This window comes from Actinoplanes sp. NPDC049548 (assembly GCF_040676695.1).
Lineage (GTDB): Bacteria > Actinomycetota > Actinomycetes > Mycobacteriales > Micromonosporaceae > Actinoplanes.
The window spans coordinates 23,140-36,220 of record NZ_JBFAPM010000020.1 but is presented as its reverse complement, the minus strand read 5'-3'; the positions used below and the strand labels follow the sequence as shown (position 1 = coordinate 36,220).

Here is a 13,081-nt window from a genome sequence, read left to right as displayed (position 1 = left end):
CCGGTCACCCCGCCGCGCCGTCGGCACCGTGGCGGCGGCGCCGGTCAGCGGCGGGCCGGGGCACCGCTCCACGGCGCGGGTCCGGATAGACCGCGTCGAAGGCGGTCAACCACCGGATCTGCTCGCGCGGGGGTATCCCGCAGCCGCGCAGGAAGGCCACCAGCGAGTCGCGCCGGGGCACGCTGCGGGCGGTGACCAGGTTGTGCACCGTGGCGCGGGAGATGGGTGTGCCGGCGGCACGGCTGCGCAGTGCGACACTGTCGAGCGACCTCCGGCACGCATCCATGAGGGCGCGCAGGCGGCGGGCGAACTCGACCGGGGTGGCGGCGCCGGTGGGGTCCGGCGGCACCGTCGAGGTTGTTGCGACGCTCATCACAGCAACCGATCCTCAGTCGGGTTCCCGACAGGAACAAGAACGCACTTGCGTACGAGTTGGGCTGTCACGCGCTCCGGATCAGGGACGGCGGCAGGTAGAGGCCGTGGTCGGCGGCGCGCATGACCGCGGCGGCGCTGCTGCTGGTGCCGAGTTTCGCCCGCGCCTGCTCCAGCGCGACCCGGACCGAGTGCGCGGGAATGCGCAGGCGGGCGCCGACATCGCCGATGGCGCAGCCGCTGATCAGCATGCCGAGGACGGTCATCTCGCGGTGGCAGAGGTGACGCAGGTCCCCGGCGGGGCGCAGCAGCACCACGGCGGTGAGCTCGTGCGGTGGCTGGTCCGGGCAGGCCAGGACGGTGACGTTGAGATAGCCGGACGGCGCGGCCGGGCCCGTGGGCGTGAGGAACGTGGCCCGGGTGTCCCCGTCGTCGTAACAGGTCCGGGCCTCGGCCAGGATCGGTGAGCCCGGCCTCAGCAGCCGGTGCCCGGGCAGACCTGGAAGCGCCACGGTGCCGCCGGAACCGGTGAGGACGACGCCGGCGATCGCGTCGGTGACCAGGGCGGCGAGAGCCTCGATGGCACGCATCGGGTCGAGGGCGTGCGCCATCGGGCGGCTGAGCCGGCCGAGCAGGGCGCAAGTGGCGTCGCTGACCGGCCGCGCGTCGTGGCTCATCGCGGCGAACAGGCCGAGGTAGCGGCCGTCCGGTGTGACCAGCGGGACGAGGACACCCTCACGGAACCCCGCCGGATGCAGGTACTCCGCCCAGATCGGGAACTCCGCGGCCGGACGCGGGAGGTCCCGGATGCGCATCGGCGGCGGATCCCGGTGCAGCCCGAGCAGCTCCGCGTCGTGAATCGCCCCGGGCCCGGCGAGATACTGCCGCGCGCGGTCCGGGTAGCCACGGATGGCCAGGTCCGTCTGCCGGTGGCGCGGCGCGTCGAACAGGGCTATCCGGCCGGCGTCGAAGCGTACGAGCCGGTGCAGGACGTCGAGCAGCTCCTCCGCGCGTTCCGGCAGGCCACCGCGATGACCTCCGATGGCGGTGACCTCGTCGAGGACCTGGTGCGCCGGCGGCGTGATCGCGGTCATCGCTGCTCACGCCGTACGGAACGGGTCAGCTCGGCCGGGATATACACGCCCCGGCGCAGCGCCCGCGCCGCGGCCATGTGCCGCGAGGCGGCGCCGAGCTTGGCCAGGATGAGCTCCACGTCACCGGTCAGCACGCGTACGCCGGTCGAGAGCTCGACGGCGATGCGCGCCAGGGGCCATCCCTCGATCAGCAGGCCGAGGATCTGCAGCTCGTGACGGGTCAGCCCGTGCGGATACGGTGCCGGCGACAGCAGCAGTACCCGCCGCAGGTGTCCGGGAGGCTGGGGCGGGCAGGCCAGCATGCTGACCCGGAACAGGCCGCCGCCGGGATCCTCGCCGTCGTCCGGGCACAGGAACGTGGTGAGCGGATGCCCCCCGGCCGTGCGGGCGGCCGCCGCGAGGACCACCGGCGAGCCCGGCGCCAGCAGGGGGTGACCGGGCAGCCCGGTCAGCGGCACGATGTCCGCGGCCCGGGTCAGCGCCACCCCGGCGACGGCGTCGCCCACCAGACGGGCGATGGCGCTGACCGTCCGCAGCGGGTCGACCGCGTGCCCGATCCACGGGGCGGCCCGGGCCAGCAGGAGCCGGGCCGCCTCGGTGGCCGGCCGCGGATCCGCGCTGTTGGTAGCCACGACGCCCAGGTACCGGCCGTCGCGGGCGAACAGTCCGGTGCTCAGGAACTGGCGGATCCCCGCCGGGTACAGGTGCTGGGACCACGTCGGCAGGGTTTCGACCGGCACGGGCAGATCCCCCATCCGTACGGGTAGTGAAGGCCCGTGCAGACCGGCCTGCTCGACGTCGTCGGTCAGCTGGGGCCCGTCCAGGGCCCGCATGACGGCGGCGGTGTAGCCGTGCCGCAGCAGTGGCGTCTGCACGCGGCGCTCGGGGTCGAAGGCGGTGATGAAGGCGGCGTCGCAGGGCGTGATCCGCTGCAACGGCTTCAGCAGGGCCTTCGCCCGCTCGACGAGGTCCCCCGGCATGACCGCGATCGCCGCGATCTCGTCCAGCACCGACGCGTCGGCGGCGGACATCCGCATCATGAGGCGTACCTTCCCGGTGAGCCCCCGCAGACACTCCTTTCAAGGACGATAGAACCATTCGTCCTTGTCGTCCCAGCCCGGGTGCGAGACGCTGGTCTCATGGCCGGTGTCGGCACCGATCACCACTTCATGCTGCTGCACGGCCGGGACCCCGCGTGGCTCGGCGACTGGGTCCGTCACGCCCTGCAGGCCGGGGAGAAGGTCTTCTACCCGGTTCACCCGGAAGGGTCCGGCCCGCCCCTGCTCGAGGTGCTCGACCGCCGCGGTGTGGACGTGACAGCCGCGACCGCCCACGGTGACCTGCAGGCGATGCCGTCCACTCAGTACTGCCGCCCCGGCGCCCTGGCGCTCGCCGTACGCGACGCCCTGCAGCACGGGTACCCCTCCGTCCGGGTCCTCGCCGGCATCGGCGTCCCCCTGTCCCCCGAGGCGTACGCGGCCTGTGAGGGGATCCTGAACGACCTGTGCGGCAGGTACCCCGCGATCGTGCTGTGCCCATACCTGGAGGAGGAGCTGACCGACGAGCAGATCCGCAGGTTCACGGCCTGGCACCCGCGCACCCTGCACCAGTCCCTCGACCTGCGGCGCCGCGACCGGACGGTGGTGCTGACCGGCCAGATCGACTACTCGAACGAGCGACTGCTGCGAGCGGTCCTGCACACGGCGGCCGCCGCCACCCCGTCGGCGCTCTACCTCGACGTCAGCGCCATCGCCCTGATCAGCGCCGCGGGCTGGCGCGTCCTGGTCCAGAGCAGCCTGCACCTGCGCGAGCGCGGCGCACGCCTCATCCTCATCTCCCCGCGCCCGGCCCTGGCACGGATGATCAAGCTGCTCGGGCTCGACATCGTGGTCCGGACCGCGACACCCGGCGGCGAGTCATGATCACGTGCTCCGACGGCTTCGCCCACGACGTCCTGTTCTTCGGCTCGACCGACGACCTGCTCGCCGTCACCGTGCCCTTCCTGCGACGCGGCCTCGCCCAGGGCGAGGCGGCGCTGGTGTTCGACGCCGGCCACAACGGAACCCCGATCGTCCAGGCGCTCAGCAACGAACCCGGCATCGGCCGCGTGACCCGCGATGCCCACCAGCGACCGGCGCGCACTCTGAGCCTCTTCCAGCACACAGTGGAGGAGGCGCTGGCGTCCGGAGCGCGCGGCGTACGCATAGCAGGCGACGTCGGCCTCCCGGTCCGCCCGTCCCACTGGGCCGAATGGGTCCGCTTCGAGGCCGCCTTCAACGACGTCCTGGCCGGCTACCCCGTGCAGGCGGTCTGTCCCTGGAACACCCGCCAGTTCTCCGACGAGGCCCTCCGCACGGTCCAGCGCACCCACCCGAGCATCATCACGGCCCACTCCCGCCGGCCGAACCCCGACTACCTGCAACCCCGCGACTACCTGAGCCGCTTCGCCGTGCCGGCGCCCGACCCGCTGGAAACCACCGAACCGACCCTCACGATCGCCGACGTCACCGACCTGGACCTGCTGCGCCGCCGGCTGGACGACACCCTCACCGGCTGCGTGCTGCAGCTGGAGGACATCGAGGACTTCACCTTCGCCGTCATCGAGGTGGCGACCAACGCCCTGCAGCACGGCCGCCCACCGGTGCAGATCAGGCTCTGGTGCGCCGACCGGAAGATCCTGTGCACGGTCCGCGACCACGGCCCCGGCTTCGACGACCCGCTGGCCGGCTACTACACGGCGGGCCGCGCCGACCTGACGCAGCGCCCGCTGGGCTTGTGGCTGGTCCGGCGGCTCTGCGACCACCTCGACTTCTTCACCCGGGCGGACCACTTCACCGTACGGCTGACGACGACGGCCTGAGCCCCACTTGACCCTCGCCTATTCATCACTTTTCTATGGTTCCGCGGTGACCGACAGCTCCGCGACTCGATACGGAAAGCGATACCGCGCGGCGGCCCGGTTCGGGATGGCGAGCTCGGTGCAGGAGTTTCATGACGCCACCCGGCCCGGCACCCGCGACGCTTTGGTGGAGGCGGTGGCCGACCGGCTTTTCCCAGGCCGGCGAAGCGACACTCCGGAGATCCGCTCGTGGCGGGCGAGCTGGCCCGAGCTGGCCGACATTCTCACGAAGGCCGGCTTGCAGCGCTTGTGGATCGCCGTGGAGTACCGGCCCTACCAGGCGGGTAACAGCCGGGCCGACGCCGTCGTCGCGGGATTCGGCCCCGACGGGCGGCCGGTCTACCTGGTGGTCGAGCTCAAGCAGTGGCAGCAAGCCGGCTGGGATGCGGCGAACGAGCGCGTCACCGGCACGGGCGCCGGCTACGAACGCGCCCACGGCCTGCATCACCCCTATGACCAGGCCCATGACTACAGCCAGTTCATCCGCAGTTTCACCCAGGGAATGCACGACGAGAACGCCGTCACCATCGCGGCCGCCGCCTATCTCCACAACGCCACAGAGGATTCCATAGAGACGCTCCGTACGGCCGGCCGTCATCAGGCGGACGGGACGTTCAGCGGCGACCCGGCCGGACGGGAACGCTTCATCGGGCGGCTCGCGACGCTCTTCGATCCCGGCCGGGACGGGGCGCAGGCGTGGGAGAACCTTTCCCGGGCCGCCTACCAGCAGGGCCCCAAGCTTCTCGAGGCCGCGGCTCGGATCTTCGCGGACCGCGACTCCTATCCCCTGACCGACGAGCAGTACGACGTCTTCGGCCGGATCCAGAACGCCGTCTCGGCCGCGATGAACCCGTCGGCTGACCGCGACCAGGCCGTCATCGTCGTCAAGGGCGGTCCGGGGACGGGCAAGACCTGGATCGCCATGCACTTGCTCGGCGCGAACGCCCATGCCCGCCGCCAGGTCAGCTACAGCACGAACTCGGGCTCGTTGCGGAGCGCGTTACAGACGTCGGCCGGCTTCAACAGCCTGCTCGGCGCGGGACCGGCCGGGCAGCTCATCACCTCGGCTCGCATCTATCACGACTACGAGGAACGGCCGCGCAAGCTGGATCTGCTGATCGTCGACGAGGCTCAGCGGCTCGAACAGTGGACGGTCCTCGGTGGCCACGCCAACTCCCGGGTCAGGCAGGACCACCTCGAGTCGCACGACATCACCCAGCTCTTCGAGCTGAAGAAGTCGGCGAAGGTCCTCGTGCTGTTCATCGACGAGGACCAGGCGTCGACGTCGAAGGACTTCGTCACCATCGACCACGCCCGGGAGCTCGCCGACCGCACCGGCGCTTCGTTCGACGTCATGGAACTGACGGAGCAGCACCGCAGCGGTGGCTCCCAGGCCTACGAGGCGTGGGTCGACGCCCTGCTCGACGGCGAGCCCGTCGTCTGGCACGACGAGGAGAACTTCACCGTCAGCGTGGCCGGCACGCCCCAGGATCTCGAGCAGATGGTGTTCGACGACGCGGCCGGCGGCGATGCCCGGCTCCTCGCCGGATTCTGCTGGGACTGGCGGAAGCGACCGAAGATCGACAGCATCCACGACCTGCCGTTCGATATCGAGATCGGCGAGTGGAGGAAGCACTGGAACCTGCACAAGGCCCTCAGCGGACACCCGAAGCACACCGACTGGGCCCGCAAGCCGAGCGGGTCCGCACAGGTCGGTTCCATCTTCACCGCCCAGGGTTTCGAGTTCCCCCGCGTCGGCGTCATCGTCGGCCCCGACCTGGTCTGGGACGACGCGGCCGGGCGTATGGCGGTGGACATGGGCGCCTCCCGCTACACCAAGCTCGTCCAGCTGCGGAACAAGAACCCGCACGCCGACGTCCGCATCCGCAACCAGTACCGGGTGCTCCTCACCCGGGCCATGCGCAGCGTCGTGCTGTACTCGACGGACCCGGGCACTCAGGCCCTGCTGAGGCGCATCGTCAACCCTGCCCCCGCGTGAGCCGGTCCGCGGCCTGTGCAACGGTGAGCGCATGAACCTCGACGACCTCCGCGACCAGGTCCGCGCCTTCGCCGTGGAACGCGACTGGCAGCAGTTCCACACGCCCAAGAACCTGGCCATGGCGCTGGCAGGCGAGGTCGGCGAGCTCCTCGCCGAGATGCAGTGGCTCACCGCCGAGCAGTCCACCGCCGTCATGCACAGCGACGACGGTGCACGCGTCCGGGCCGAGATCGGCGACGTGATGATCTACCTCGTCCGGCTCGCCGACGTCCTCGACATCGACCTCATCGGTGCGGCTCGCGACAAGCTGGCCGAGTCGGCCCGGCGGTATCCCGCCGCCGAGGTGCGAGGGTCGGCCGCCAAGGCCCGCCGCTGAAGAGGTCGGGTTCTGGCCGCTATTTCGGCGAGGCTGGGGGCATGACGACCCGCCTCAGCACACGGGCGCTCAACCGCGCCACGCTCGCCCGGCAGCTCCTGCTCGCCCGGGCCGGCATCCCGGTCATCGACGCGGTGGCGCACCTGTGCGGCCTGCAGGCCCAGGAGCCGCAGGAGCCGTACGCGGGCCTCTGGTCCCGCCTGCACGCCTTCGACCCGGCGGCGCTGTCCGCGCTGCTCGTCGATCGCCGGGTGGTGCGTACGCACCTGATGCGGCGCACGATCCACCTGGTCACCGCCGACGACGCGCTGGCCTGGCGGTCGCGGCATGATCCGACGCTGCGTCAGAAGGTTCTGGGGGCGTACGGGAAGGAGCTGGCCGCGGTCGACATCGACGAGCTTGCGGCGGCGGGCCGGGAGCTGATGGCCGACGGCGAGCCCCGGTCGATGGCCGCGATCGGGCGTGCGCTCGCCGAACGGTGGCCGGCGCCGGGACCGCGTCCGCTCGGGGAGGCCGTCGTCGCCGCCCTGGTGCCCATGGTGCAGCTTCCGCCGAGAGGGCTGTGGCGCTCGGGCGGGGGCGTACGGAATGCTCCGCTCACGTTGTGGCTGGGCCGGGAGGTCGAGCCGCCGGAGGCGGACGGCGGGGACACGACCGGCGAGGATCTGGTACGGCGCTACCTCGCGGCGTTCGGGCCCGCGACCACCGCCGACCTGCGTGCCTGGTGTGGCCTCGCCGGGCTCTCCGGAGCGGTACGGGCCGTGCGGGACGAGCTGGCCGCCTTCCGGGACGACCGCAACCGGGAGCTGCTGGATCTCCCGGACGCGCCGCGCCCCGACCCGGACACCCCGGCGCCGGTGCGGTTCCTGCCGGCGTTCGACAACGCGATCCTGGGGTACGACGATCGCAGCCGCATTGTGGACGACGAGCATCGCGGCCTGTCCGTCGCCGGTGAGCGGGTGGTGCTCGTGGACGGCCGGGTCGCCGCCACCTGGACCGTCCGGGAAGGAGCTGTGGCGGTCACGCCGCTGCGCCGCTTCTCCCGGAGCGACCGGGCCGCGGTCGCGGACGAGGGCCGGGAGCTCGCCCGCTTCCTCTCCGGCGGCGAGCAGGCCCGCGTCGCGGTGGCGGCGTCGCCGCGTGGTCAGCGGGTGCTGTCGCGGACGACGATGTGGGCCTTGGGGGCTTCGTAGACGGTGTCGGCCGAGGACTCGCGCATCGCGTCGAGGACGGCGGCGGCCGCGAGCTCGCCGATGCGGCCGACGTCGTGGCTCATCGCCGACAGCGCCGGGACCGCGAGCTGGCACTGGGCGGAGTCGTCCCAGGCCACCACGGACACGTCGGCCGGGACCTGGAGGTCGCGGTCCTTGAGCGTCTCCAGGCCGCCCAGGGCCATGACGTCGTTGTCGTAGACGATGGCGGTGGGCCGCTGCGGGCGGGCGGCCAGCAGCTGCTCGGTGGCCGTGCGGCCCGACTCCTGGGAGTAGTCGCCCTCGGCCGTGAGCAGGGTCAGGCCGTGGTCCGCAGCCTCGGCCTCGATGCCGCCCCGGCGCAGTTGCGTGTGGGCGAAGGCGAGCGGTCCGCTGACGTGGCCCAGCACGGTGTGGCCGCGGCCGGCGAGGAAGCGGACCACCTCGCGGGCGAAGCCGGCGTCGTCGGTCCAGACGGTCGGCAGTCCCGCGGCCGTCGACGGGTCGCCGATCACGACGGCCGGTATGCCGAGACCGCGGACGAGGCCGACCCGGTCGTCGCCGGGGCTGAGGTCGACCAGGATCACGCCGCCGACCCGGTGCTGGGCGGCCCACTGCTCGTAGGTGGCGTTCTCGGCCGCGCGGTCGGTGACGACCTTGACCAGCACGGACAGACCGGCCGGGGTCAGCACGCGCTCGAGTCCTTCGAGGAACTCGTGGTAGTACGGCTCCTCGCCGAGGACCTGGGAGGCCCGTGCCAGTACGAGACCGATCCGTCCGGGCGCCTGGGTCACCGTTCGCTCCGCATCGCTCGGGTGGTGTGGCCGGGGGCGACCGCCGCCTGGACCATCAGCACCGCGGCGCCGATCCCGGCCGCGTCGCGGGGGCGGGCCGAGAGCTCGACGGACACGCTGTGCCGCTGCCGGGAGTGGGCCGTGCGGGCCAGGTGGGTCCGCAGGCGGCGGGCGAAGATGGACCCGGCGAGGGCGACGCCGGGGCCGGTGAGGACGAGACGGCCGAGGTCCAGCAGGTTCACCACCGACGTGGCGGCGGCGCTCAGCCGGTCGGCCGCCTCGGTCAGCACCGCGTATGCGGCCGGGTCGCCGTTGACGGCGGCCTGGGCGATCGCGTCGTAGGCGCTGGACTCGCTGCCGTCCAGCGCCAGGCGGGCTCGCAGTGCCGGGTTCTCGCGGGCCGCGGTCACGGTCGCGCGGGTGGAGGCGTACTGCTCCACGCAGCCCAGGTTTCCGCACGGGCAGGGGCGTCCGTCGTAGTCGATGGACACGTGGCCGAGCTCGCCGGCGCCGAAGCTCGTCCCGCGGAACAACGCGCCGCCGAAGACGAATCCGGCGCCGATCCCGGACGACAGGTAGATGCAGCCGAAGGCCTGTTCGCGCGAGACGCGCCGGCTCCAGAACTCGCCGAGCGCCGCCGCCGCAGCGTCGTTCTCCACCAGCACCGGCACGCCGATGCGCTCGACCAGCTCGGCGCGCACGCCGGTCAGTTCGGCTCCGGCTCCGGACGATCCGGGTACGGGCGCGGGCGCGACCACGGCGAGGCCCTCGATGCGGTCGCGGGGCAGGTCCAGGCCGGCGGTGAAGTCGTCGAACCGCTCGGCCAGCCGGTCGGCGACCACCGCCTCGTCCGGCAGCCGCGGCACCACCTCGCGGCCGACCACGCCGCCGGTCACGTCGACGGCGACGCAGGTGACCGAGTCCGCGCCGAGGTGGAAACCGACGCCGAACCGGTTGCCGGGGTTGATGGCGATGAGCTTGCGCCGCCGGCCGTTCACGGAGTCCAGCGAGCCGATCTCATGGATGATGCCGTCCGCGATGAGCTCCCGGACGATGTTGGAGATCGAGGGCTGGGTGAGGCCGGTCAGCTCGGCGAGCTCGCCCCGGCTGATGGTCTCCGCGGAACGGATGACGTCCACGACGAGGGCGCGGCTTCCCGGCCCTGCCGCGGGCGATTCTCGACGTGCCATGGCGATACCGTACCTGCCTTCCATCCGGGTCCTGACAAGGGCCGGCATAAAAATAAATTAGTAATCTAACCTTGACACGCCCGTTCCGGCCGACCGATGCTGGGCGCCTCACCGACGGCGGCCGACACGTCCGCCCTCGTCACCCCGCAAGGACGGACATCGGCATGATCAATAGAAGGTCTTTCATGGGCATCGGCGCCGCCGCCGCGGTCGCCCTCGTGACCGGCTGCACCGGCGGCGCGAGCGACGACACGGCGACGACCGGCGACTTCTCCGGCGACGTCAAGGGCGCCATCACGGTGCTGACGAACCGCACCGACCTGGTCGACACGAAGCTGCCCGAGTACGCCAGGAAGTTCGAGGCCAAGTACCCTGGCACGAAGGTCACCTTCGAGGGCGTGACGAACTACGACAACGACGTCACCACCCAGCTCAGCGGCGGCGACTACGGCGACGTGCTGATGATCCCGAACACCGTCGCCCTCGACCAGTACGGCCAGTTCTTCGAGCCGCTCGGCACCGAGACCGAGCTCAAGGCGAAGTACCGGTTCACCGGCCCGGCCGCGTACGAGGGCAAGGTGTACGGGCTGTCGCTGGGCGGCATCGCCAAGGGCCTCGTCATCAACAAGCGGATCTGGGCCCAGGCCGGGGTCACCGCGCCGCCGAAGACGCCGGAGGAGTTCCTCGCCGGGCTCAAGGCGGTCGCCGACAAGACCGACGCCGTGCCGTACTACACCAACTACAAGGACGCCTGGCCGCTCGGCGAGTGGAACGCCCACCGGGCCGTGCTCGCCGACCCGAAGATCAACGACACCTTCCCGACCGACCCGAGCCCGTGGCAGCCCGGCAAGATCCAGTTCATCGAGGACAGCCTGCTCTTCGACATCGTGCACGCCAAGCTCAGCGAGAAGGACCCGCTGACGACGAACTGGGAGGGCTCCAAGCCGCTGCTCGCCACCGGCAAGGTCGCCTCCATGCTGCTCGGCTCGTGGGCGGTACCGCAGATGCAGGACGCCGCCAAGGCGTCGAACGCCAACCCCGACGACATCGGCTTCTGGCCGTTCCCCTACCAGACCGGCGGCAAGTTCCACGCCACCATCGACGGCGACAAGCTGGGCGCGGTCAGCAGGAACTCGAAGAACAAGGCCACCGCGAAGGCCTGGCTGGACTGGTTCGTCACCGAGTCCGGCTTCGCCGCGGACCAGCAGGCGATCCCGCCGGCCGTCGACCAGCCGCTGCCCAGGACGCTGCAGGACTTCACCGCCACCGGCGTCGAGCTGATGGAGGTGCCGGCGGCCGTCACCAACGCCGGCAAGGAGGACGAGATCATCAAGCAGTCCGAGATCGACCTCAAGGGCGAGATCTACCGCCAGAAGCTCGTCGACATCGCCCGCGGCGCGGCCAAGGGCGACAAGGACTCGTACTTCGCCGAGCTCAACAAGCGGTGGGGCGCCGCCCAGTCGCAGGTCATGAAGTGACCGGTCGGCTCTGGCGCAGCCCCTGGGCGTACGTCGCGCCGGCGTTGATCCTGCTCGTGACGTTCACGTACGTGCCGGTCGGCAACATGCTGTTCTACAGCTTCCACAAGTGGGACGGCCTGGACGTCACGATGGACCCGGTGGGCTGGGACAACTACGTCCGGGTGTTCACCGACGAGCAGTACTGGCGGGTCTTCCTGGTCAGCCTCTACTACTTCGCCGCCTCGTTCGCGCAGATCGCGATCGCCCTGTACTTCGCGGTGGTGCTGTCGTTCCACGTACGGTTCCGCAACCTGTTCAAGGGCATCCTGTTCTTCCCCTACCTGCTGAACGGCGTCGCGGTCGGCTTCGTCTTCCTCTACCTGTTCCAGCCCGACGGCACGCTCGACACCGTGCTGCGGATGATCGGGCTGGGCGAGCACACCAGGCTGTGGCTCGGCGACCCGGACATCGCGAACATCTCCCTCGCGGGCACGTCCGTGTGGCGCTTCACCGGGCTCAACTTCGTGCTCTTCCTCGGCGCGATCCAGTCCATCCCCGGCGACATCTACGAGGCGGCCGAGATCGACGGCGCCAACCGGTGGCACCAGTTCCGGCACATCATCGCCCCGGGCATCCGCCGGATCATCAGCCTGTCGTTCATCCTGGCGATCTCCGGCAGCCTGAGCGTCTTCGAGATCCCGTTCATCATGACCGGCGGCGCGAACGGCACCCGCACGTTCGTCGTCCAGGCGTACCAGACCGCCTTCCAGTTCCGGCAGATCGGCCTGGCCTCGGCCATGGCGGTCGTGCTGCTGCTGGTCGTCCTGCTCGTCACCTGGATCCAGCGCCGGCTCCTGCCCGACGACGAGGTGGCCCTGTCATGAGCAAGGTGGCACGCTTCGCCAAGTACGTCTCGCTGGTGCTGGCGTCGGTCGTGGTGCTCCTACCGCTGGTGGTGGTGCTCTTCGCCGCCCTCAAGACGCACGCGGAGTACACGACGACCGGTCCCCTCACGCCGCCGCGGAACTGGCTCAACTTCCACAACTTCGCCACGGCCTGGACCGCCGGGAACATGCTGCGCGGGTTCTGGAACACCACGGTCATCCTCGCGGTGTCGCTGACCGGCACCGTCGCGGTCGGCACCCTTGCCGCGTACGCGATCAGCCGGTTCTCCTTCCCCTTCAAGCGGCTGATCCTCGGCCTGTTCCTGGTCGCCGCGCTCGTGCCCGGCGTGACGACACAGGTGGCGACCTACCAGATCGTCAAGTCGATGGGGCTGGTCAACACCTCGTGGTCGGCGATCGTCCTGTTCATGGGCACCGACATCGTGTCCATCTACATCTTCCTGCAGTTCATGCAGTCGATCCCGCAGAGTCTGGACCAGGCGGCGATGCTCGACGGCGCCTCCCGGTTCACCGTCTACCGCCGGATCATCTTGCCGCTGATGAAACCGGCGATCGCGACCGTGGTGATCATCAAGGGCATCGCGATCTACAACGAGTTCTACATCCCGTTCCTCTACCTGCGCTCACCGAACCTGAGCGTCATCTCGACCGCGCTGTTCCGCTTCAAAGGACCGTACGGCGCGCAGTGGGAGACGATCGCCGCCTGCACGATGATCGTCATCCTGCCGACCGTCGCCGTCTTCCTGCTGCTGCAGCGCTTCATCTACAACGGCATCACCGCCGGAGCCACCAAATGAGAGGA

Annotated in this window: 13 protein-coding genes; 8 read left to right on the top strand and 5 right to left on the bottom strand. The window is 70.9% G+C overall.

Annotated elements, in window-relative coordinates; translation table 11 throughout:
- Positions 1 to 4: 4 nt before the first annotated feature.
- From AB0J80_RS30685 to AB0J80_RS30675, 3 genes are all read right to left on the bottom strand, one after another.
- A complete protein-coding gene (locus tag AB0J80_RS30685) occupies positions 5 to 373 on the bottom strand; it encodes a helix-turn-helix transcriptional regulator (RefSeq protein WP_364711840.1) in 369 nt (122 codons plus the stop codon).
- A 67-nt stretch (positions 374 to 440) separates the two neighbouring features.
- Positions 441 to 1,466: a LuxR C-terminal-related transcriptional regulator gene (locus AB0J80_RS30680; RefSeq protein WP_364711837.1), complete on the bottom strand. Its 1,026-nt coding sequence runs from the start codon at positions 1,464 to 1,466 to the stop codon at positions 441 to 443.
- Entirely contained in the window at positions 1,463 to 2,506 is a 1,044-nt protein-coding gene (locus tag AB0J80_RS30675; RefSeq protein WP_364711834.1) for a hypothetical protein, read from the bottom strand. The genes AB0J80_RS30680 and AB0J80_RS30675 overlap by 4 nt, the downstream gene beginning before the upstream one ends.
- A 99-nt stretch (positions 2,507 to 2,605) precedes the next feature.
- On the opposite strand from AB0J80_RS30675, the gene AB0J80_RS30670 reads away from it, so the two are divergent.
- The 5 genes from AB0J80_RS30670 to AB0J80_RS30650 are packed head-to-tail and all read left to right on the top strand — an operon-like array spanning position 2,606 to position 7,933.
- Complete coding sequence (locus tag AB0J80_RS30670; protein WP_364711831.1) at positions 2,606 to 3,388, top strand: STAS domain-containing protein; 783 nt, start codon at positions 2,606 to 2,608, stop codon at positions 3,386 to 3,388.
- Positions 3,385 to 4,326, top strand: a complete 942-nt coding sequence (locus AB0J80_RS30665; protein ID WP_364711828.1) for a sensor histidine kinase — start codon at positions 3,385 to 3,387, stop codon at positions 4,324 to 4,326. Before AB0J80_RS30670 ends, AB0J80_RS30665 begins: the two co-directional genes overlap by 4 nt.
- Before the next feature lie 46 nt (positions 4,327 to 4,372).
- The gene (locus AB0J80_RS30660) at positions 4,373 to 6,364 is read left to right on the top strand and encodes a DNA/RNA helicase domain-containing protein (RefSeq protein WP_364711826.1); all 1,992 of its coding nucleotides are present in this window, start codon (positions 4,373 to 4,375) and stop codon (positions 6,362 to 6,364) included.
- Between the two features lie 31 nt (positions 6,365 to 6,395).
- Positions 6,396 to 6,740 carry a nucleotide pyrophosphohydrolase gene (locus AB0J80_RS30655; RefSeq protein WP_364711823.1) on the top strand — a complete coding sequence of 115 codons (345 nt, stop codon included), beginning with the start codon at positions 6,396 to 6,398 and terminating at the stop codon, positions 6,738 to 6,740.
- 41 nt (positions 6,741 to 6,781) lie between these two features.
- On the top strand, positions 6,782 to 7,933 hold the full coding sequence (locus AB0J80_RS30650; protein WP_364711820.1) for a winged helix DNA-binding domain-containing protein: 1,152 nt from the start codon (positions 6,782 to 6,784) through the stop codon (positions 7,931 to 7,933).
- Here the strand turns inward: AB0J80_RS30650 and AB0J80_RS30645 are convergent.
- Positions 7,885 to 8,724, bottom strand: coding sequence for a substrate-binding domain-containing protein (locus tag AB0J80_RS30645; RefSeq protein WP_364711818.1), 840 nt, complete (start codon positions 8,722 to 8,724; stop codon positions 7,885 to 7,887). The two genes, AB0J80_RS30650 and AB0J80_RS30645, sit on opposite strands and share 49 nt — an antisense overlap.
- Entirely contained in the window at positions 8,721 to 9,914 is a 1,194-nt protein-coding gene (locus AB0J80_RS30640) for an ROK family transcriptional regulator (RefSeq protein ID WP_364711815.1), read from the bottom strand. Before AB0J80_RS30640 ends, AB0J80_RS30645 begins: the two co-directional genes overlap by 4 nt.
- A gap of 185 nt (positions 9,915 to 10,099) precedes the next feature.
- Between AB0J80_RS30640 and AB0J80_RS30635 the strand changes: the two genes are divergently transcribed.
- The 3 genes from AB0J80_RS30635 to AB0J80_RS30625 are packed head-to-tail and all read left to right on the top strand — an operon-like array spanning position 10,100 to position 13,076.
- Positions 10,100 to 11,392 (top strand): ABC transporter substrate-binding protein, encoded by a 1,293-nt coding sequence (locus AB0J80_RS30635; RefSeq protein ID WP_364711813.1) that lies wholly within the window; start codon positions 10,100 to 10,102, stop codon positions 11,390 to 11,392.
- The gene (locus tag AB0J80_RS30630) at positions 11,389 to 12,258 is read left to right on the top strand and encodes a sugar ABC transporter permease (protein ID WP_364711810.1); all 870 of its coding nucleotides are present in this window, start codon (positions 11,389 to 11,391) and stop codon (positions 12,256 to 12,258) included. Before AB0J80_RS30635 ends, AB0J80_RS30630 begins: the two co-directional genes overlap by 4 nt.
- On the top strand, positions 12,255 to 13,076 hold the full coding sequence (locus AB0J80_RS30625; protein ID WP_364711807.1) for a carbohydrate ABC transporter permease: 822 nt from the start codon (positions 12,255 to 12,257) through the stop codon (positions 13,074 to 13,076). Before AB0J80_RS30630 ends, AB0J80_RS30625 begins: the two co-directional genes overlap by 4 nt.
- The last annotated feature ends 5 nt before the right edge of the window (positions 13,077 to 13,081 follow it).

Bases quoted from the DNA above. Each gene is read 5' to 3' on its own strand.
- AB0J80_RS30685 (WP_364711840.1), bottom strand. From the start codon at position 373: ATGAGCGTCGCAACAACCTCGACGGTGCCGCCGGACCCCACCGGCGCC.
- AB0J80_RS30680 (WP_364711837.1), bottom strand. From the start codon at position 1,466: ATGACCGCGATCACGCCGCCGGCGCACCAGGTCCTCGACGAGGTCACC.
- AB0J80_RS30675 (WP_364711834.1), bottom strand. From the start codon at position 2,506: ATGATGCGGATGTCCGCCGCCGACGCGTCGGTGCTGGACGAGATCGCG.
- AB0J80_RS30670 (WP_364711831.1), top strand. From the start codon at position 2,606: ATGGCCGGTGTCGGCACCGATCACCACTTCATGCTGCTGCACGGCCGG.
- AB0J80_RS30665 (WP_364711828.1), top strand. From the start codon at position 3,385: ATGATCACGTGCTCCGACGGCTTCGCCCACGACGTCCTGTTCTTCGGC.
- AB0J80_RS30655 (WP_364711823.1), top strand. From the start codon at position 6,396: ATGAACCTCGACGACCTCCGCGACCAGGTCCGCGCCTTCGCCGTGGAA.
- AB0J80_RS30650 (WP_364711820.1), top strand. From the start codon at position 6,782: ATGACGACCCGCCTCAGCACACGGGCGCTCAACCGCGCCACGCTCGCC.
- AB0J80_RS30640 (WP_364711815.1), bottom strand. From the start codon at position 9,914: ATGGCACGTCGAGAATCGCCCGCGGCAGGGCCGGGAAGCCGCGCCCTC.
- AB0J80_RS30635 (WP_364711813.1), top strand. From the start codon at position 10,100: ATGGGCATCGGCGCCGCCGCCGCGGTCGCCCTCGTGACCGGCTGCACC.
- AB0J80_RS30625 (WP_364711807.1), top strand. From the start codon at position 12,255: ATGAGCAAGGTGGCACGCTTCGCCAAGTACGTCTCGCTGGTGCTGGCG.